The organism is Chlorogloeopsis sp. ULAP02 (assembly GCF_038404745.2).
GTDB lineage: Bacteria > Cyanobacteriota > Cyanobacteriia > Cyanobacteriales > Nostocaceae > Chlorogloeopsis.
Genome location: NZ_JAYKTT020000047.1, coordinates 1 through 18,465 on the forward strand (window position 1 = coordinate 1; position 18,465 = coordinate 18,465).

General features: G+C 40.6%; 22 protein-coding genes. 13 read left to right on the forward strand and 9 right to left on the reverse strand.

Annotation, left to right across the window (positions count from 1 at the left end; all coding sequences use genetic code 11):
• Positions 1-704: 704 nt before the first annotated feature.
• Positions 705-1,394: a conjugal transfer protein TrbI gene (locus U2718_RS16660; RefSeq protein WP_342001397.1), complete on the forward strand. Its 690-nt coding sequence runs from the start codon at positions 705-707 to the stop codon at positions 1,392-1,394.
• A gap of 89 nt (positions 1,395-1,483) precedes the next feature.
• Here the strand turns inward: U2718_RS16660 and U2718_RS16665 are convergent, their stop codons facing one another.
• Positions 1,484-2,776 carry a HAMP domain-containing sensor histidine kinase gene (locus U2718_RS16665; protein WP_342001399.1) on the reverse strand — a complete coding sequence of 431 codons (1,293 nt, stop codon included), beginning with the start codon at positions 2,774-2,776 and terminating at the stop codon, positions 1,484-1,486.
• Between the two features lie 275 nt (positions 2,777-3,051).
• Here U2718_RS16665 and U2718_RS16670 point away from each other — a divergent pair, with 275 nt between their 5' ends.
• Positions 3,052-3,369, forward strand: coding sequence for a DUF3155 domain-containing protein (locus tag U2718_RS16670; protein WP_342001401.1), 318 nt, complete (start codon positions 3,052-3,054; stop codon positions 3,367-3,369).
• Between the two features lie 484 nt (positions 3,370-3,853).
• On the opposite strand, the gene U2718_RS16675 is transcribed toward U2718_RS16670, so the two are convergent.
• Together U2718_RS16675 and U2718_RS16680 are read right to left on the reverse strand one after the other, a co-directional pair.
• The gene (locus U2718_RS16675) at positions 3,854-4,384 is read right to left on the reverse strand and encodes a cofactor assembly of complex C subunit B (RefSeq protein ID WP_342001403.1); all 531 of its coding nucleotides are present in this window, start codon (positions 4,382-4,384) and stop codon (positions 3,854-3,856) included.
• 70 nt (positions 4,385-4,454) lie between these two features.
• A complete protein-coding gene (locus U2718_RS16680; RefSeq protein ID WP_342001405.1) occupies positions 4,455-4,790 on the reverse strand; it encodes a PadR family transcriptional regulator in 336 nt (111 codons plus the stop codon).
• A gap of 576 nt (positions 4,791-5,366) precedes the next feature.
• On the opposite strand from U2718_RS16680, the gene U2718_RS16685 reads away from it, so the two are divergent.
• The 7 genes from U2718_RS16685 (at position 5,367) to rpsN (ending at position 11,058) form a co-directional block, all read left to right on the forward strand.
• On the forward strand, positions 5,367-5,936 hold the full coding sequence (locus U2718_RS16685) for a DUF3611 family protein (protein WP_289791333.1): 570 nt from the start codon (positions 5,367-5,369) through the stop codon (positions 5,934-5,936).
• A 210-nt stretch (positions 5,937-6,146) separates the two neighbouring features.
• Positions 6,147-6,440, forward strand: coding sequence for a hypothetical protein (locus tag U2718_RS16690; RefSeq protein WP_289791334.1), 294 nt, complete (start codon positions 6,147-6,149; stop codon positions 6,438-6,440).
• Between the two features lie 185 nt (positions 6,441-6,625).
• Positions 6,626-7,906: a serine--tRNA ligase gene (gene serS, locus U2718_RS16695; protein ID WP_342001408.1), complete on the forward strand. Its 1,281-nt coding sequence runs from the start codon at positions 6,626-6,628 to the stop codon at positions 7,904-7,906.
• Positions 7,907-8,606: 700 nt separating this feature from the next.
• Positions 8,607-9,692 carry an RIP metalloprotease RseP gene (gene rseP, locus U2718_RS16700; protein ID WP_342001410.1) on the forward strand — a complete coding sequence of 362 codons (1,086 nt, stop codon included), beginning with the start codon at positions 8,607-8,609 and terminating at the stop codon, positions 9,690-9,692.
• 146 nt (positions 9,693-9,838) lie between these two features.
• The gene (nth, locus tag U2718_RS16705; protein ID WP_342001412.1) at positions 9,839-10,519 is read left to right on the forward strand and encodes an endonuclease III; all 681 of its coding nucleotides are present in this window, start codon (positions 9,839-9,841) and stop codon (positions 10,517-10,519) included.
• Complete coding sequence (locus tag U2718_RS16710; RefSeq protein WP_342001414.1) at positions 10,512-10,694, forward strand: hypothetical protein; 183 nt, start codon at positions 10,512-10,514, stop codon at positions 10,692-10,694. The genes nth and U2718_RS16710 overlap by 8 nt, the downstream gene beginning before the upstream one ends.
• 61 nt (positions 10,695-10,755) lie before the next feature.
• Positions 10,756-11,058 (forward strand): 30S ribosomal protein S14, encoded by a 303-nt coding sequence (rpsN, locus tag U2718_RS16715; RefSeq protein ID WP_342001416.1) that lies wholly within the window; start codon positions 10,756-10,758, stop codon positions 11,056-11,058.
• Positions 11,059-11,132: 74 nt separating this feature from the next.
• Here the strand turns inward: rpsN and U2718_RS16720 are convergent, their stop codons facing one another.
• On the reverse strand, positions 11,133-11,462 hold the full coding sequence (locus U2718_RS16720; RefSeq protein WP_289791340.1) for a hypothetical protein: 330 nt from the start codon (positions 11,460-11,462) through the stop codon (positions 11,133-11,135).
• 193 nt (positions 11,463-11,655) lie between these two features.
• Between U2718_RS16720 and aat the strand changes: the two genes are divergently transcribed.
• Positions 11,656-12,231, forward strand: a complete 576-nt coding sequence (aat, locus tag U2718_RS16725) for a leucyl/phenylalanyl-tRNA--protein transferase (protein WP_342001418.1) — start codon at positions 11,656-11,658, stop codon at positions 12,229-12,231.
• A gap of 18 nt (positions 12,232-12,249) precedes the next feature.
• Entirely contained in the window at positions 12,250-12,765 is a 516-nt protein-coding gene (locus U2718_RS16730; RefSeq protein ID WP_342001420.1) for a thioesterase domain-containing protein, read from the forward strand.
• Here U2718_RS16730 and U2718_RS16735 read toward each other — a convergent pair.
• A complete protein-coding gene (locus U2718_RS16735) occupies positions 12,699-13,514 on the reverse strand; it encodes a DUF3598 family protein (protein ID WP_342001422.1) in 816 nt (271 codons plus the stop codon). The genes U2718_RS16730 and U2718_RS16735 overlap by 67 nt on opposite strands.
• A gap of 73 nt (positions 13,515-13,587) precedes the next feature.
• Entirely contained in the window at positions 13,588-14,490 is a 903-nt protein-coding gene (locus U2718_RS16740; protein WP_342001424.1) for an ABC transporter permease, read from the reverse strand.
• Between the two features lie 326 nt (positions 14,491-14,816).
• On the opposite strand from U2718_RS16740, the gene def reads away from it, so the two are divergent.
• Complete coding sequence (gene def, locus U2718_RS16745; protein ID WP_342001426.1) at positions 14,817-15,380, forward strand: peptide deformylase; 564 nt, start codon at positions 14,817-14,819, stop codon at positions 15,378-15,380.
• A gap of 21 nt (positions 15,381-15,401) precedes the next feature.
• Complete coding sequence (locus U2718_RS16750) at positions 15,402-15,602, forward strand: hypothetical protein (protein ID WP_342001428.1); 201 nt, start codon at positions 15,402-15,404, stop codon at positions 15,600-15,602.
• Positions 15,603-15,778: 176 nt separating this feature from the next.
• Here the strand turns inward: U2718_RS16750 and U2718_RS16755 are convergent, their stop codons facing one another.
• The 3 genes from U2718_RS16755 to U2718_RS16765 form a co-directional block, all read right to left on the reverse strand.
• Positions 15,779-16,291 (reverse strand): hypothetical protein, encoded by a 513-nt coding sequence (locus tag U2718_RS16755; RefSeq protein ID WP_342001430.1) that lies wholly within the window; start codon positions 16,289-16,291, stop codon positions 15,779-15,781.
• Between the two features lie 118 nt (positions 16,292-16,409).
• Positions 16,410-17,888 carry an amidase gene (locus U2718_RS16760; RefSeq protein WP_342001432.1) on the reverse strand — a complete coding sequence of 493 codons (1,479 nt, stop codon included), beginning with the start codon at positions 17,886-17,888 and terminating at the stop codon, positions 16,410-16,412.
• Between the two features lie 94 nt (positions 17,889-17,982).
• A complete protein-coding gene (locus U2718_RS16765; RefSeq protein ID WP_342001434.1) occupies positions 17,983-18,429 on the reverse strand; it encodes a GNAT family N-acetyltransferase in 447 nt (148 codons plus the stop codon).
• Positions 18,430-18,465: the final 36 nt, after the last annotated feature.

Consider the following 18,465-nt stretch of genomic DNA (forward strand, 5'->3'; position numbering starts at 1 on the left):
TTAGTATGACAACACCCAATACTTCATCCTTTAGAAATCTTGGGTAGCATTTGACACAGTTTCAAATCTTTATCCTTATCTTTATAGGTACGTGTTTGCAGTAATCTTAAATACTAAGCTCATAGCAGGAGTGAAATATATATGCGGTAGGCATGGTTTCACAAATTTGCTTTTAGAATCAGTACAAGCATTGAAGGCTATAACAGAGCGATCGCTTGACTATTTTTTAAAGGTATCCCAAAAGCAAAAGGAGCTTTAATAAGCTTCTTTTGATTACAAAAAATATTAGCTCATAAGTTTAAATGTAACTTACCAGAGCAAGTGGAATGTTATTTATAGGAAGATTAGTTAATACAGTTTACAACAAAAGATAAAATTTTCTTTCTTGATATCTTGTCACTTATCATTTGTCTCCTCTTTACCAAAGCAATGTCTATTGATTTAAATATATCTGCCAAGATAGATGATATAAAAAATCAGGAACAAACTTAAATAAATTTACGTCATGATATAGAAACACTAAGTTTATATTTATTGAATCTAAATTATGATGTTGTTAAAGCATAAATAGCAATCTACAAACTATCTATGACTTTGGTGCTATGACCTTAGTCACGTATAAGTACATAGGTTAAAAATTTAGAAACAATATTAGTAAATCCACGTCAAAACAAGTAAGACGCAAAAACACAAAAGGACTTCTTATGAATCGCTTACTATACTGGAAATCAGGAACTGCCGCACTCATGGCAATGGCAATTACTACAGGTACAATTGTGCCTTTATTTGCCCCTGTAGGTGCTAATGCGCAAACACCAGAGCTTTTTAATCGCGGTAGAGTCACAAGTCAATCAAGAACAGTTTCAATTCCTCGTGGAGTGAGAATTCCTGTTACTTACGAGAAAGATAGAATCCTGGTAACTCCTAATGAAACATCATCTGTAAAATTGATAGTTGCAAGGAATATTGTAGATAACAATCGCAATCTTTTAATTCCAGAAGGAACTGAAATTGAAGGGCAACTACAACCTGCAACTGCTAGAAATGGTGAAAAAGGTTCTCGCTTTGTAGCAAAAGAACTAGTATTTAGCGATGGCAGGCGGCAATCTATAGATGCAACTTCTCAAATAGTTACTAGAAAGGAAACTATTAAGAAAGGAGCTAACACAGGGGCAATACTAACAGACGCTGCTATTGGTGCAGGTGCTGCTAGTGTAATTTCACTAATTACAGGCAACCGCAGAATAGAAGTTCTAGAACCCATCGCAGGTGGTGCTGCTGGTGCTTTAGCAAGTGTGCTGTTGCGAAGAAGAGAAGTGGAAGTTGTTTCTATCGATCCTCAAAGAGATTTGGATTTGACTTTAGAATCCAATTTGCTTCTATCCCGCTATTAGAATTAACTAAGTTTAATTTAACTTCAGATGCGATCGCTTCTTAAATTAAATGGGTGCGATCGCTTAATTTTTTAATTAAACAGAAGCCATTAACCACTCACAACAGGTACCCAAACAATAAAAGTAGTTCCTGGTGCTTGAGGTGATGAAATTATTGAGGTAAGAGCAGGACTAAAAACTTCGATTTTTCCCTGCATTTGTTCTACTAATTGTTTTGCTATAGCTAACCCCAAACCTGTACCCGGAATTTGGGTTTGAGCTTGTACGCCCCGATAATGCCGTTCACCAATATGCTCTAGATCTTGAGGTGGAATTCCAGGGCCAGTATCAGTGATAGCAACTCCCTGTAAATTATCTTTTTCTTGCCCTGCTTGAATCAATATTTTACCACCTGGGGGAGTGTATTTTAAAGCATTATCAATTAGATTACTTAGTACTTCTGTTAACGCTTTATGATTAATACTTACTAATGGCAAACTAGACGGAATATTAATGATTAATTTTAAGTTTCGCTCTTGAGCTATTGCTTGGGCGGATACTAACAAAGGTTGTAATACATCAGCTAAATGACACTCTATTTTTTTCTCTCCTGTACCCGGTAATAATAGTACAGGTTTGTTGCCTTTTTCTACAGTTGCCTCTACAAATACTTCGTTCTTTTCTGGTAGTTTCAAAGGCGCTAAATCTTCGGCACTCAAGTCAATCACTTCATCGAATTTTTGCAGCAACTCTTGCAGGCGATCGCTTTCTCTGACTATACTTTCTGCTACCTCTCGGTTAGCATCTCCTGCTCGCAATCGCTTGATTAAAAGTTTGCCAAAAGTTCGTAATGCTGTTAATGGATTGCGAAATTGATGTAGTAGGTTATCCAGCAAATCCTGCTGCTTTTCTTGCAAAATTTGTTGTTGATGCAACTGCACCTCTAACCATGTTCGACGCTGATCCAAAATACAAGCTATTGTGAGGGTTTGAGCAATGCGCTCAATTTGACTTCGCTCCTGTTGATTCCATGCCCTATCTTCCCTAGCTGTTACTAGCAACCCCATCATCACATCTTCATAAACTAGAGGCAGAAAAATTTGATCGCCACTTAGTAATTCCTGTTGTGAGTTTGATGCAGTTGGATCTGCTGTGCCAAATTCTTTTGCTGCTGTTAGTAACTTTTGGTTAAATTTTGGCAACGCCAATGCATTTAATCCTTGTCGTCCGACTGCTGTTTCTGGATAAACTACCACGGGAACCAATTTCGCCTCGTTTGCCGGAGCTTCTACCAATTCTTGTGTTAAATACACAACACTCAAAGATGCTCCTAACCCTTGGGCTAACAACATCATTTGCTCTCGACACAATACAACAAACTCAGAACTGGCAGACATTAACATTTTTTAGCTCTTGCTTAGAATTTTTCAGATTTCAGGGAAGAAAGAAAAAAGCTAGGAGTTCTCTATGTAACAAAGCATAACTAAATCATCTAGATTTTGCGTCGATCCAGCGCATTATTCTTTGACTACTTTTTATTGATCTACACTCAAAAAAAATATGCTTGTTGTATCAAAAGTTTAAAAACTGTTGATCTTTTAAACTAGAACTTTTATAATTACGACGGATTTTGTAGCTATAACTACAATATGTAGCTTGCAAAGAGGAGGAAAATAGGTTGGCAAGGAGACGGAAACGGAAAAGCCGTCGTCGCCAAGAAGGGCGGCGCATTCTAGAACATGTGCCTCAATATAGCATTGAAAGTGGCGAGGATAAACCTGTAACGGCAGCTAGAAAATTCATTCAAGCTGAAGGTATTTTGCCACCCGCTTTACTACTGGTAAAACGTAACGAACATACCACAGACAGGTATTTTTGGGCTGAAAAGGGATTATTTGGTGCTCAATATGTAGAAGAGAACCATTTTTTATTCCCAAGTCTGAGAATTTTAGAAAATTCCTCAGGCCCAGAAGCTATGGCTGTGGCTAGTCGATAAATTATCAGGTTGTTGAGCGTGGATAGTGAATGTAGCTTTTGACTTTTATTAACTGGCAAAATGCTAAAGATATTCAATAACTTCATGATTTTTTTAGTTTTCAGCGCATTTGTCGGTAGGGGTAGCTGTCTGGACTTGGGCGATTGAATTCCACGAAGCAAGATTGTTTGTGGGATTTGGTTTGTAATTATGAAAATGTACCGGGGAGTAAGAATAAAGGTGTTCTTTGCTAAGGTCAAAAGTTAGTCTCAAGCGATCGCCCACATAAACTAATTTAAGTGGATACTAAAAAGTAGATCATTGTGATAACATCCAAGCCTATGTGTCAAAAATTAAGGCTTGCTCTCTACAGCTACTCAAATCGTTGTGGAGAATAGCGATTAAATTAGAAGCTGTTATTCTTCCTCCCTAAAGTCCATTTTCTAAAAGTTTGGTCAAAAGTCTACATCATTTTTGATTTATAGATGGTTACCGGATCTCCAGATTATTCACACAGCTTTAACTTCAAAGCCCTCTGTAACTCAGTGAGTTCATCACGATGGGCTGTGACAGTGATTTTACTTGAGAAGCGTGATTCACTCTGGGTTGGTTCCAGTTTTAGCAACACCTTCTCAAGTTTTCCAGCTTTTTTCCAGTAAAAAAATCCACATAAAGGCGATAGCAGGACTATCCCTGTAAAGAAAGTGTGAAGGCTAGGAAAAAGCAATGACAAAACTAAAGATAGACAAAGAATACCCACAGCCGCTAGCAGCGTCAAAAATATAGTTAAAAACCAACTAGGACGAACATTACCTTCAAAAATAACTTGGTTTTTTTCTGGATCTACCGCTGCCACTCGGTAAGATCGCATTTGAAAATACTCCCTTAATTGAGGCATTAAAGTCGCTTCATCTTGTTCAGATACCAGTTGTGCTACTTTTGTACGGTCTTTGGTAGAGGCACGGATAAAGAAAAATAGCCCTACCGATAACAATAAAGTTAGCAGCAACGTGGATGGCAGAATAGCAGTATCCATATCTAAATTGTTACTGTTTGAATGGAGGGGACTTATTCATTATCAATTATCAATTAGCATTACCTCCTACTTAACTTATATACTGTTGCCATAGACGAGCTAGATCCTGTGCTTGTGAGATCCATTCTGAGGATACTTGGTACATTCGTCGGGGACGTCCCCTTCCTTCGAGTTTTTTCCAGTATCCTGTGATTGCCTTGTTATCTTCTAGAAATTTAATTGCACTATAAAGAACGGTATCTGAAAGCCGATAGCTAGGATATTCAGCTTCCAATTTTTGGATTAATTCGGTTCCGTAAGACTCCCCTTGTAGTACAACGTACAAGATATAACAAACTGCTAGTTCTTGACAAAGGTAAGTTGGCGGAGGATTTTCAAAGAACTTATATATATCCTCAAGTTTCATGGTAAGTGAAGAATGACTGAAATAATACCTGGAGGTTAAGCTTACCATCCCGATAGGGAGTATATAGTGCTACCCTCTGGTTTGGTTAAGTATATAACTTAGGTTGGATTGGCAAAGCGCAAATTGCGAAAAATTACCCAAACTATTTAGTCGTGGGAATGACGCTAGACAGCGCCAGACGAATGCGCCAGCTATGGAAGTACAAAAATTTGCACTTCTATCCTAAGGTTTAGGCAGTGTGGTGAGGAGCAAACAAACAACGGTTTAACCGTCGTCTTGGTGTCAAGTGATGCCGAGCATGTGAGGACTGCTTAAGCATAAAATGTTGCCTTAGCAATAATAAAGGTAGCATGAAAATTTTTCTGTAAAACTTAATAAACACTTTTTTTACAAGGTTAATCCCAGTGCAAATCATCAATAATTATGTTGATTAAAAATTATGTATTTCAATCTTGCATCTATTGACACATATACGGCAGTATGCAGTGCTGCATTTTTATACTTGAGACATTCTCAGATGATTTGAAGAAGTATGATAGTAAACTTATTTAGCACCCAGCACATTAGGTGATCAGTATGTCAGTAGACTCCCAATCATCTTCCTCTCGACGTCGAGCAATTGCCCAAGTGTTTCGCCTCACTGGTTGGATTAGCTTTTGGATTCAGTTAGTGTTAGGTGTTGTTTCTGCAATAATTGTGTTGTTATTTGCCGTCTTTAGCCAAAGACCAGGTAGTCCCAGTAATAATCCAGGTAATGGATTGGGTGTGTTTTTGGCGGTTTGTGGACTAGTTACCTTGGGTGGCGGTATTTATTTGGCTTTTCGTTATACGCGAATTGGCAGACAACTGTTATCTTCTAATCCCAGCAATCACCCCGGCAAATTGGAAACAGTGCAAGTATTGCGACTGGGACTCATGGTGAATTTGATCGGAATGTTGTTAACTCTTTTAGGAGCGCAGGCGATCGTCGGAACTCTTGTCGCAAGATCTATATCTCCCCAAGCGATTACTACCCAATTATTTGATCCCAATCGCATTATCAGTGGACTGGATATGTTGGTAGTGCAGGCAAATACAAATACGGTTTCAGCCCACTTTGCCGGTCTTGTAGGATCTATTTGGCTACTTAATCGTGTTACCCGTTAAGCCCAACATAGAAGAATTTAGGCAATTTAAACTTATTTTTTACCTGTGTCTTTACTTTTGTTCTGAATTTACTAGAAGTTAAATTGTGCTTTTCCGAAACTATGAGTTCTAGGTGTGAAGACTAATACAGATTAATTAAACAAACATCCTACTAATGGATGAAGACAAAAATAGTACAAAATTATTACTAAAAATTACAGGTCTTCTACTATGAATAATCATAAAACATGGACATTTGGCGTACAGGTTTTCTTTAGCGCAGTAGTGATTTTACTTTGTGTTGTACAGATTGGTTTTCAGCGGGATAAGGATAATTTAGCTTTGTATTGGGGTGGTTTATCCAGCGTACTTGCGTACTGGCTACCCTCGCCGACAAATTCTAAAGAAGATGAGCAACTATTGGTGAGTAATCGCTACAGTCTGAATCAGATGAGCAGTAATGGTATGGTTAAACATTCGGAAGCTACTCAAGAAACCGCAGCGATAAAAATGACAAATGAATAACCAATGCTCCTTCTATTCCACAACCAACCCAAAATAGAAATTACTAGTTTAGTAGCCCCGGCTGTAATGTTGGGGCAAAAATTTTTGTTTTTAAGAAACTTAGTTTTGTAGTCATTACCAATCAAAAATACAATATGCTGATGTGTGGTAAATGAAGATAGTAGGCTAACAATTGAGAAAAACTTGTGCTGGATATTAAGCAAATACGGGAGAATCCACAATTTGTTCAGGAAAGGTTGAATACTCGTGGTGGCAACTACGATATTCAGCCAATTGTAGAGTTGAATAAACAGCAACGTGAATTAGAAGTAAAGCGCAGTCAACTCCAGGCACGCAGCAACGAAATTGGTAAACTGGTTGGGCAAAAAATTAAATCAGGTACCAATCCTCAAGATCCAGAAATTAAAGCCTTGCGAGAAGAAGGTAACTCTATTAAGGCTACATTAAGTGAACTAGAACCGCAGGAAAAGGAAACTGTCGCTAAAATCCAAGAGCTTATACTTGCACTTCCCAATCTGCCTAGCGACTCCACACCCATTGGCAAGAGTGAGGAAGATAATGTCGAGGTACGGCGATGGGGTGATGAGTACATTCCGCAAAATCCGAATATCCTTCCCCATTGGGAAATGGGCGAAAAGCTAGGAATTCTTAACGTCGAACGAGCTGTTAAAGTTGCTCAAAGTCGTTTTGTTACCTTAATTGGCGCTGGCGCAGCACTGGAGAGAGCATTAATTCAGTTTATGCTCGATCGCCAAATTGCAGCAGGTTATGTAGAAGTCATTCCTCCATTTTTAATTAATAGCGCCTCTCTGACGGCGACTGGACAATTACCCAAGTTTGCGGAAGAAAGCTTTAAATGCGCTGAAGATGACTTGTGGCTTACTCCCACGGCAGAAGTACCTGTTACTAACCTTTATCGTGGTGAAATTCTTGCTGCCGAAGACTTGCCTATCTACCACTGTGCTTACACTCCTTGTTTTCGTCGTGAAGCTGGGAGTTACGGGCGAGATATGCGAGGATTAATTCGCCTCCACCAATTTAATAAAGTAGAATTGGTAAAATTTGTCCATCCTGGCACTTCCTTTGATGAACTGGAAAAATTGGTAGGCAATGCAGAAGCAATTTTACAGGCGTTAAAGTTACCCTACCGAGTCATTGAATTATGTACTGCTGATTTAGGATTTTCTGCCACTAGAACATATGATTTAGAAGTTTGGCTTCCTTCTTCTGGTAAATACCGAGAAATTTCCAGTTGTTCTAATTTTATAGATTTCCAAGCGCGACGAGCTGAGATTCGTTTCAAAGAAGCAGGCAAGAAGGGAACGCAGTTAGTACATACACTCAACGGTTCTGGGTTGGCTGTAGGGCGAACAATGGCAGCAATTTTGGAAAATTATCAGCAGCAGGATGGCACAGTGCGGATACCAGAAGCTTTACAACCTTATCTTGGACGTGAGGTATTGTAAATTTACGGGAATTATCCACTTTCCTTGAGTATGTAAACTCGTTAATGAGGTTTTAATACTCGTTGACGAAGATACAAGACTCGTGAATCAAGTTCTGACACTCGTTGACGAAGATAAAAGACTCGTGAATCAAATTCTGACACTTGTTGACAAGGATAAAAGACTTATTAATCAGGTTCTGATACTCGCTCGCGAGGATAAAAGACTCGCACATGAGTTTTTTATTCTCGTCTTTCAAGAGTGAAAAATGTCCCGCCAACCTTGCTAGCTCAATGACTCTTTGCTCATGACTCGTTCCTTGCTTCTAGGACTTACGCAAAATTCCTCTCAAAACCTCTTGACTCCGTGTTCACTGCGTTCTCTGTGGTTGATTATTCTATAACTCTTGCGTAATCCTGGCTTCGGCTCCCGTACTCACCAGAGGTAGAAGCTCCTGCCTAGTAACGAGAAGAAATTTTTGGAGCAACTTTGGGGATGAGTGCGATTGCCGCAGTTGATAGAAAAATTAGCCAGTTTCTTTGCCTCAAGACAAGCAAAATATCAAAAATTTACCTGTTCGTAGGAGTTCCCCATTTACCACTCAGCCTCAAGAATTAGCGCAAAAAGCCCGAAAATATACTCTCTTACAGACCGATGGTAGAGTGGTACTCATTCTAAAATAGAGAAAAGTATAGTTAAATTAGTTCACAAATATTTATCTATGTCAGTTTTCGCGGCGATCGCAGTCTTAGCTGTTCTTATCCTGGTACACGAACTGGGACATTTCATTGCAGCAAGATCCCAAGGTATTCACGTTAACCGTTTTTCTCTGGGGTTTGGCCCTATTCTTTGGAAGTATCAAGGGAAAGAAACTGAATATGCTGTGCGGGCATTTCCTTTGGGAGGCTTTGTTGGCTTTCCCGATGACGATCCGGATAGTGATATTCCACCTAATGACCCAAACTTGCTGCGTAACCGTCCTATTTTAGATCGGGCGATCGTCATCAGCGCCGGAGTGATAGCAAATTTAATCTTTGCTTACTTCTTATTGGTTGCACAGGTGAACTTGGTTGGTATTTCCCAAGCAAGTCAGCCAGGAGTTTATATCCAACAATTAGCACCAGAAGTAAGTTCAGTTGCATCCAATGCTGGAATTAAACCAGGAGATGTGATTGTAGCAGCCAATAATAAACAATTTGGTACATCACTGCAAGAAATAGAAGCTTTAAGGGAAATAATTAAAACTAATGCAGGCAACCCAATTCAACTAGAAATAGCCCGTGGCAACGAAAGACTGTCTTTGAGCGTTACTCCTGAAGCTAAACCAAATGGAGGTAGCATAGGCGTTGGACTTGCCCCTAACGGTAAAGTTGTACGTCGTCGAGTTAATAATCCCGTCGAAGCTTTAAACCTTGGCGCTAAGGAATTTCAGCGCATTATTGTCATGACATTTCAAGGTTTTAAGCAATTAATAACCAATTTTGGTGAAACTGCTAGTCAAGTGGCTGGGCCAGTTAAAATTGTCGAAATTGGTGCTAGCATTGCCCAGAATGATACGGGTAGTTTGTTCTACTTTGCTGCTCTAATTAGCATTAATTTAGCCATAATCAATATCTTGCCTTTACCAGCATTGGATGGAGGACAACTCGCTTTTTTGATGATTGAAGGGTTGCGTGGTAAACCTTTGCCTACTCGCGTTCAAGAAAGTGTAATGCAGACCGGTTTAATGCTACTTTTAGGACTGGGTATTTTTCTGATCGTTAAAGAAACTTCCCAGTTAGAGTGGGTGCAAAAATTATTTCAATAGTTTTCTAGTACAATTAGCAACAATGTTTTTCTAGATTGCTGTTCAAGCTACAAGTAATAGTTGTATGATTAGCCCACATAAGTGGGCTAAATTTGTTTAGCTGCAAATTATATTATTCGCTCGTGAGGTTTAGTCAAATTACAGTAGTGAATAATACACGTAAAATACCATCTAAGAAACAACGAGCACTAGAGATACTCATCCGCTTGAAACGCCTTTATCCCGATGCCACTTGCTCTTTAAACTATGCAACGCCTGTACAACTGTTGGTAGCAACGATTCTTTCTGCTCAGTGTACAGATGAGCGCGTTAATCAAGTTACACCTACATTATTTAGTCGCTTCCCAGATGCACCTAGTTTGGCTAGTGCTGATGTGGCAGAGATAGAAACCTTAGTGCGTTCTACAGGATTTTATCGGAATAAAGCAAAGAATATTCAAGCAGCTTGTCGGATGATTGTCAGCGAGTTTGGTGGAGAAGTGCCAAGGCAGATGGAAGAATTGTTAAAACTTCCGGGCGTGGCACGTAAAACTGCCAACGTAGTTCTTGCTCATGCTTTTGGAATTAATGCTGGAGTAACAGTTGATACTCACGTCAGTCGCCTTAGCCAACGCTTGGGCTTGACTAAGTACGCAGATCCTATCCACATTGAACGAGATTTAATGCGCCTACTCCCACAACCAGACTGGGAAAATTGGTCAATTCGGTTAATATATCACGGTCGCGCTATTTGTAAGGCACGCAATCCTGCTTGTCAGGCGTGTGAGCTAGCTGACATTTGTCCTTCAGCCACTCTTCCTCAAATTAAAGTTCTGACAAATGGATAGCAAAGGAGACAAGGAGACGCGGGGACGCAAAGACACGGGGAGGGGGAGATGGGGAGGCTGGGGAAGCTGGGGAGCAGAGGGGCAGGGGAGAACTACTAACTACTGTACAGGCGGGTTTAAAAGAGAAATTGTCGGTTCTAGCTCAAAGTTAATCAATAAAACCACTACCCACTAACCACTAACCGATCCTATCCGATAGAATGGAAAATGCTGTCTTCAATTAAATTAGAAACCCTATGGCCAAAAAGAGCATGATTGAGCGCGAGAAAAAACGCGCCAAGATGATCAGTAAATATGCAGCAAAACGAGAAGCTTTGCTAGAGGAATTCCGCAAAACAGAAGATCCAATTGATAAGTTGGAGATTCATCGCCAAATTCAACAACTACCACGCAACAGTGCACCTAGCCGCCGCCGTAATCGGTGTTGGGTAACCGGTCGTTCTAGAGGAGTTTACCGTGATTTTGGTTTGTCTCGGAACGTTTTGCGGGAATGGGCGCACGAAGGACTTTTACCTGGAGTTGTCAAATCTAGTTGGTAGTTAGCTGGTTGTTACTTGTTGATAGGTTTTAGTTATTGGTTATCTACTACTAACTACTAACTACTAACAAAGTATTATTGACCACAACACCGATCAATTCCCAAACTTTCTAAAAGTAGATCGCTGACGGCGTTAGCGATCGCAAATTCTCCATAAAAGCTTTTGGAAAAATCAAACGACTGCATCTCTGTGACGATAGCAATTACCAGAGAACCTAGATCGTTTTCTCCCTCCATTCTTTGCCGAACAAAAATCTGTGCTGCCCGTTCGGCAATCTTTTGATTAATAATTTCTGGGAGAAACTCTTCATCGAGCCACCTATGCAACCTTTGTCGTAACCATTCGCCCTCAAGCTCTGGATTTTTTGGTGGTGGTAGGGTAATGGGTGGAATTGGTTCAGTCATATCTTTATCTTTGTTTCAATTCCTGATAGGGATTAATATAGAACCACTTCCATCCAAAATCGTAAAACCATGATAGATTTTGACTAAATTATACACTGCCGCTTGTAGTTGCCAAAATGCACACTGATAGCAAATAACAACTGCTAGCATCAAATTGCCCTCTTGAGAGGCTTTTTTGATTTGTGGCTTATTTATGCAATATGATATCGCCTCTATCATTCAAGGCTACGCTCAAGGCTATTTTCTCATGGCTGACGAGGATAATGTCTTGGGTTGGTATGGAAGTCGCGATCGCACTCTCATTCCTCTAGATGAAAGATTTCGCTACCCCAAATCGCTACGGCGTGTCCTTAATCAACAGCGGTTTGTAGTGGCGATTAACCGCGACTTTCAAGCCGTTGTCGAGGGTTGTGCTCAAAGAGAATTTACTTGGATTTCACCAGAGTTAAAGAAAATATACTGGAAACTTTACCAAGCAGGTTGGGCGTATAGTTTTGAAACCTGGCAGGATGATGAACTAGCTGGGGGAATTTTAGGAATTGCAATTAATGGTGTTTTTATTGGGGAATCAATGTTTTATCGCATTCCTGAAGGTTCTAAGGTGGCGATGGTAAAGTTGGTAGAAAGGTTGCGGGAGAGGAAATTTGTGATGTTCGATGCGCAAATGATGAATCCCCATTTGGAGAGGTTTGGAGCTTATCGGGTAAATGATCAAGAGTATCAAGAGCTACTTGAGAAAGCGTTGCTCATCAAATGTTCCTTAGTTTAAAAAAGGAGTATCGATTAATTGCAAAAGCACTTGCCGAAACTCCAGGAAACTTTCTATACAGAAATTCCTATTACATATTGTTTGGGAATCACCGTGGCAGACTACAACGGTGGTTGCTTGACTTTGAAAGCACCATTAGAAAAAAATATCAATCACAAGCATACTGCTTTTGCAGGCAGTCTTAATATTTTAGTGACGCTTGCAGGCTGGGGACTACTTTGGCTTGTTTTACAAGAACAAGAAATTGAGGCAACAATTGTTATCCAAAATAGTCGAATCTCCTACCTTAAACCTGTTACCAAAGATTTCTTGGCAAGTTGTAATAAACCTAACCATACGCATATCTCTCAATTTCTCAAGTCCTTAAAAAACAGAGGCAAAGCAAGGATAGAGCTATGCTCCCAGATTTGGGAAGCAGAAGAATTAGCTGTAGAATTTCAAGGACGGTACGTTGCTTTTGTAGATGACTATGAAGAACTAACTCGACGTTCTGTTACCAAAGTCAAACTCGCCCATTCTCCTTTCTCGTTGTAGCTGCGAACCATTCTTTGGCGCAAATTTGGCTCAATTAACCAACCTACTTCCAACACAAAAGCTTGACGTAATTGTACTTTGAGTGGGGAAGTAGCAGAAGCACCATCAGGTAACAGCAAGACTTGCACCTGTTTGTGTGGATCTTGGTCAAATTTAAGTATAGAACCCTCAATGACAGCAGCAGAAGTTATTGTCCGACTGTCAAAACTGAGACTTTGAACTAGTCTGCCAGCATTATCCAGTTGTAACTTTAAGGTTGTAGAGTAGGTATCAGGCGATTGCCAATCTGGATATATTGTTACTGCTTCACCATGCCATTCTCCTAATAAAGATTCTACGCTGACAGGTGGGCATTCTAGTTTTGGGGTTCCGGCTAAGTATTCGCGAATCAGGGTAAATTGGTTTAGCTGACCATTTTTATCAAACAACTGTACAAGGCGCAAGCGACGATTTTCAGAAATTAAACCAAGTTCTGCCCCAAATTCAGAAAATGGTGCTAATTGAATCGAACCTTGAGAAAAGGCACCATTTTGAAAAAACAGTACACCTCGTCCTAAAGAACTGTATTCTAAAACCCTTTCATTTCCACCCAAGCTAATAGTCTGACGAATTGTTTGGTTGTTATTCAACCCTTCCAAAGAAACAACGCTAGGCGGATCTTCTAAAATTTCACCTTGGGCAGACACACGAGTGAATGAACCTTGCCATTCACCAAGATTTTGCAGCAAACATTCCCATTGAGATTTCATATAACTTTTGTCCTTTGTCCTTTGTCATTTATCATTGGTGAAGCATAAAGGACAAATAACCAATCACCAATAATTAACTTTTAGCAAATCGCCGTACAGCAAATAAACTCCCCAACAGCCCTACTGTTGCGCCAAAATTCAGGAGAATCACGGGCAATAATAGAGTTTGTAAAGGAGTCAGTTGCAAACCGTTAGTGATAAATTTAATGAATTCTGGCTGATTAGCTAATAAATTACCAAGAAATTGCTGAATCAGACTGATGCAACCCCAGGCGATCACCCCACCAACCACACCAAAAGTAATTCCTTGGAGGATAAACGGTAGATAAATCCAAGTAGAAGTAGCTCCTACCAGTTGCAAGATTTCAATTTCTTGCCGTCGTGCCATAACTATCAATCCAATAGTGGTAGAAGTGACAGCGATCGCGCTGGAAGTGAGAATGATGGTAATAGTTAATGTCATCCAATTCAAACCTTGATGCAGTTGGGCGATGCGCCTAACAGCTTCATCCACATACTGTACTGCATCCACTCCCCGCAACTTTACTAATTGTGTTGCCAAAGTTGACACCACCTCAGAGTTACGCGCCTTCACCTTCAATTCATCCACAAGAGGATTTTCTCCTAACTGCTGAGTAGCAGCTTCGATATTAGAAATCCCCAGTTCCTTAACTAATCTACTCCAAGCTTGCTCTTTAGTAATAATTTTGGTATCTGCTACTTCTGGCATTCTTGCCACCAGCGGTTCAATACTTTCTGCCTGCGCACTCGAATCGAGATAAACTGATACTTCCAGTTGGCTACCGAATTGGTAAAGTAGTTTTTCTACTTGCCAAGAAGTTTGCAAACTCAAGCCGAATAAAAATAGTAATACCGTAACAGTACTGATAGCAGCCCAGTTCATCCAGCCGCCACGTCGCAAACCAATCCAAGTTTCTTTGAGCAAATAATCTAGTTTTGTGAGAATTGTCAACACACCACAGCCTCACCAGCATTTAAAATTGACAAGACAATAAAATTTCACGTCTTCTTGCCGCGAGATAATAACACTTTTTATACTCTGTAGTAGGTAAACCAGACAAATAGGGACTGGGGAACAGGTGACAGGTGACAGGGAACAGGGCAAAAGGACACGGAAGGTGAGTTGAAGACATGAAGAATCATGAATCACGTTCTTGCTCCTTGTCCCTGTGTCCTCTTCCCAGTACCCAATTCCCGAAATATCATTTGCATATCTTCCTGGTTGCTAAAATTGAATTAAAGCGGAATCATTTCCAATCCATATAAGTGAGTTAAAAGAGCATGCCTCTGGAAATTGCTGTTGAAAAGAAAAAGTTACAAAATCCGCCCTTGGAACTGCATTATCTGGGCGATCGCGTTCTGCGCCAAGGAGCTAAACGTGTTGCAAAAGTAGATGATGAAATCCGCAAGCTGGCACGGGAAATGCTACAAACCATGTATAGCCAGGATGGTATTGGTTTGGCTGCGCCCCAAGTGGGAATTAACAAACAAATAATTGTCATTGATATTGAACCAGATAACCCAGCTAACCCGCCATTGGTGCTGATTAACCCAATTATTAAACAGGTTAGTAGTGACATTTGCGTTGCTCAAGAAGGATGTTTGAGTATTCCGGGGATCTATATGGATGTGAAGCGCCCCCAAGTTGTAGAAATCTCCTATAAAGATGAGCAGGGACGTCCTAAGACTTTAAAGGCTGGAGAGCTACTTGGACGTTGTATTCAGCACGAAATAGATCACCTCAATGGCGTGGTATTTGTAGATCGTGTTGAGAATTCTTTGGCTTTAGCGCAGGAGCTATCGAAGCATGGCTTCTCCTATCGAACTGTCAAACCGATCGCATAGGATGGTGTGCTTGTGAATGTCATGACTCCAAAGAGTGGATTATTCCTTGCTTGCTCTTGCATAGCAGCGATCGCAGCCGTCGGTTCAATCTTTGAACTTACTTCCGGACAACCAGATCTCGGCAACCAAACCACTGCTATTATCTTAGCGTTAAGCATTCCACTGACAGGATTATTTTTCTTGGCCGCAGTCAAGGATGCTAAAGCTAATATTAATAAATAAGCATCAGGTTTTAAATCAAAAGGAAAAGGGAAAAAGGAGAAATATATCCTTTTACCTTTTACCTTTTTTATGTTTTTTAACTAAAAAAGGCAGACGGCAGTAAGCACAGAGAAGTTGGAGCGGAGGCTTCCTCCGTTAGCGTAAAACCCTGCGGGCATGGCTGCGCTTACCGCTGCTTAAAAGGAACGTCCTAAGCCAAACTGATTTTGAGAAGTCATTTCTATCCGACATAATGCTGGTGGATAGGCGTTAAATATACAAGTGTAGGTTGCTAAACGGTCTTTTTGATAATTAAAAACCCGAATATTGTAACCGTAGTTTCTCGCAACACTACCTAGATGATTCACAAAATTATAACGCTCCAGATAGTCTAATAAGCTCCAAAGTTGTTGATTTACGATTAAATCTACTCGTGCAGGTTGATTGTTGATTGCTGGGTATGCTATCCAGTTATCTAGAAGTTTATTTTCGGAATTTTCTTGCGCCCACCACAAACTGGGAACAGTTATATTTCCTTGGTTTATAGTGTTAGCTGTAATTACAGAGCCTTTTGGATTTGTCAATAAATCTAATTCTAGAGGCGCATCAGAAGCAACTGGAATCGGTGGAGTTACTGCTAATAAAGGTTGAATTGAAACTACACTAACCGTAGTCAGGTAGATGCCGAATAATAAAGCAGATAGGCGCATATTATCGTTGATTTTAAATTCTGGATTGTTACCTTCACAATCTCAAAATTTCAATATTATCTATCTAGTTTAATCATTTAATAACTACAACATAAATAGAATTCATACTGAATCACCTTTAATAACCTAATGGGTGTTTAAAGTTACCAATCGCTTGATTAAGCTCCTGAGCGATCGCCAATAATTCCATCTCACGCCATCGCTTGCCAACAATTTGCAGCCCAATCGGTAAACTATTCTGGGTTTGCCCAATGGGAATCACCACAGCAGGATGGCTGCTCAAATTAAAGGGCATTGTGTAAGCACCGTTTGCAACTCCATGAGGATAAAGCTTGCCTGCAATATCAATGGCACTCCAAGCTGGGCGATGGGTAAACGCAGGAGTTGCCGCTACAGGAGTGAGCCACACATCCCACGGTTCCAGTGCTTCGTCAATTTGGGCAATGAAGCGATCGCGCTCAGTCAGAGTCTCGAAATATCCTTTTAGGCTTGGGTTTAATAGCTCAGGTAAGAGACGACTGAAATCTCCCAATTTACGGAGTTCTTTGTCGCCTTGAGTTGCAGTACGAAAAATCTGCTGCCAAGCGCGACGCAAATTATATCGATTTACTGGTTGAGCGTAGATGTTGATATATGCAGCCATCCGCCCGTAGAGGTTCAGTGTTTTTGATAAATCAAAATCTTTAGGAAGCCAGCGTTCAATATATGTACCTGCTTGAGAAAGCTTTTGCGCGATCGCAGCCATTGCATCTCGAATTTCAGAAGCGACAGGTACTTCTGTCCATTCGTCAATCCAAGCAATTTTGAGATCTCGCAAAGACTTCCCAGAAGGCATATCAAGCGAAATTGGGGGAACATCAGGGCGACGCAAATCGGCACCTGCTATTAATGAAAAACAGAGTCGAATATCTTCGAGCGATCGCGCAAAACATCCCACAGTTATCATTTGCCGCAGACAGTATGGCATTCCCGGTACTTCTGGAATCATTCCGGCTGTGGAGATGCGGCGATCGGTTGGTTTCAAGCCATAAACACCACAAAAATGAGCAGGCTGGCGAATGGAACCTGCAATATCATTACCGATATCTAACGGTGAAAGTCCAGCTGCAACCGCAGCAGCGCTGCCTCCAGAACTGCCGCCCGCTGTGTAGTCAAGATTCCAGGGATTATTTACCCGTGGAAACAGAGAATTTGTACTCTGAAAATCACCAGCCAGTTCCGCCATATTCGTTTTGCCGAGAATGACTGCTCCAGCTGCCCGCAACCTTGATACAACAGTGGCATCCTGTTGAGGAACGTAGTCTTTGAGGGGAATGTAACCCGCTGTGGTACACAATCCTGCCGTCTCGAAAATATCTTTAATCGTAATGGGTACACCATGCAGGATGCCCCAGTTTTCACCTCGCGCTAAAGCTTGATCAGCTTGTTTGGCTCGTTGACGGGCGCGTTCTTCATCTAGCGTGCAGATGGCGTTAAGTTTAGAGTTATTTTTGGCAATTTGGGCTAAATGGGCATCCAGCACTTCAACCGCCGAAACAACGCGATCGCGGATCATTTGAGCAAGTTGATGGGCAGGCGTAAAAACTAGATCGCTCATGATTTTATTGGGTGTTATGAAGGCAGAAGGTAAAATTCTATTCCTGTTAGAACTTGATACTTTGGCATCTTAATGTTTAATTATGTCCACCTACTTATACCGACATTTGCAAAACATAGAGATGGAGATTAAAACCGAGACTACGCCAAAACGCCAAAGCGATATCGTTGTTAGGCAAAACATTCAATTCGATGTTGCTTGCTCCTTGCTCAATGGCTGAGTTAATTGTCTTGCTAGCCAATTGTGTTCCGTATCCACGTCGATGCATTGATTGTCTAATGAACAAATCAAAAATTCTTGCAAACTTTTGATCTGAACCAGGGTGGAATAGCATCACTTTGAAATCAACAAAGCCAATGATTTCGTTATCGAGCAGAGCAAACCAATAACTACGCTCTCCTGATAATGATTGCTGATGGACATTGATAACCCATTCCGCAGGTGGTTCTGATGAGCCTATAGTTTCGTACATTTCTTTGTAGAGATGCCTCATTACAGGCACCTCATCAGCAGATGGAGATCTGAGCTTAATTTGTGCCACTGTAAATGTCCTTTGTTAGCTTGCGATTCAAGATAT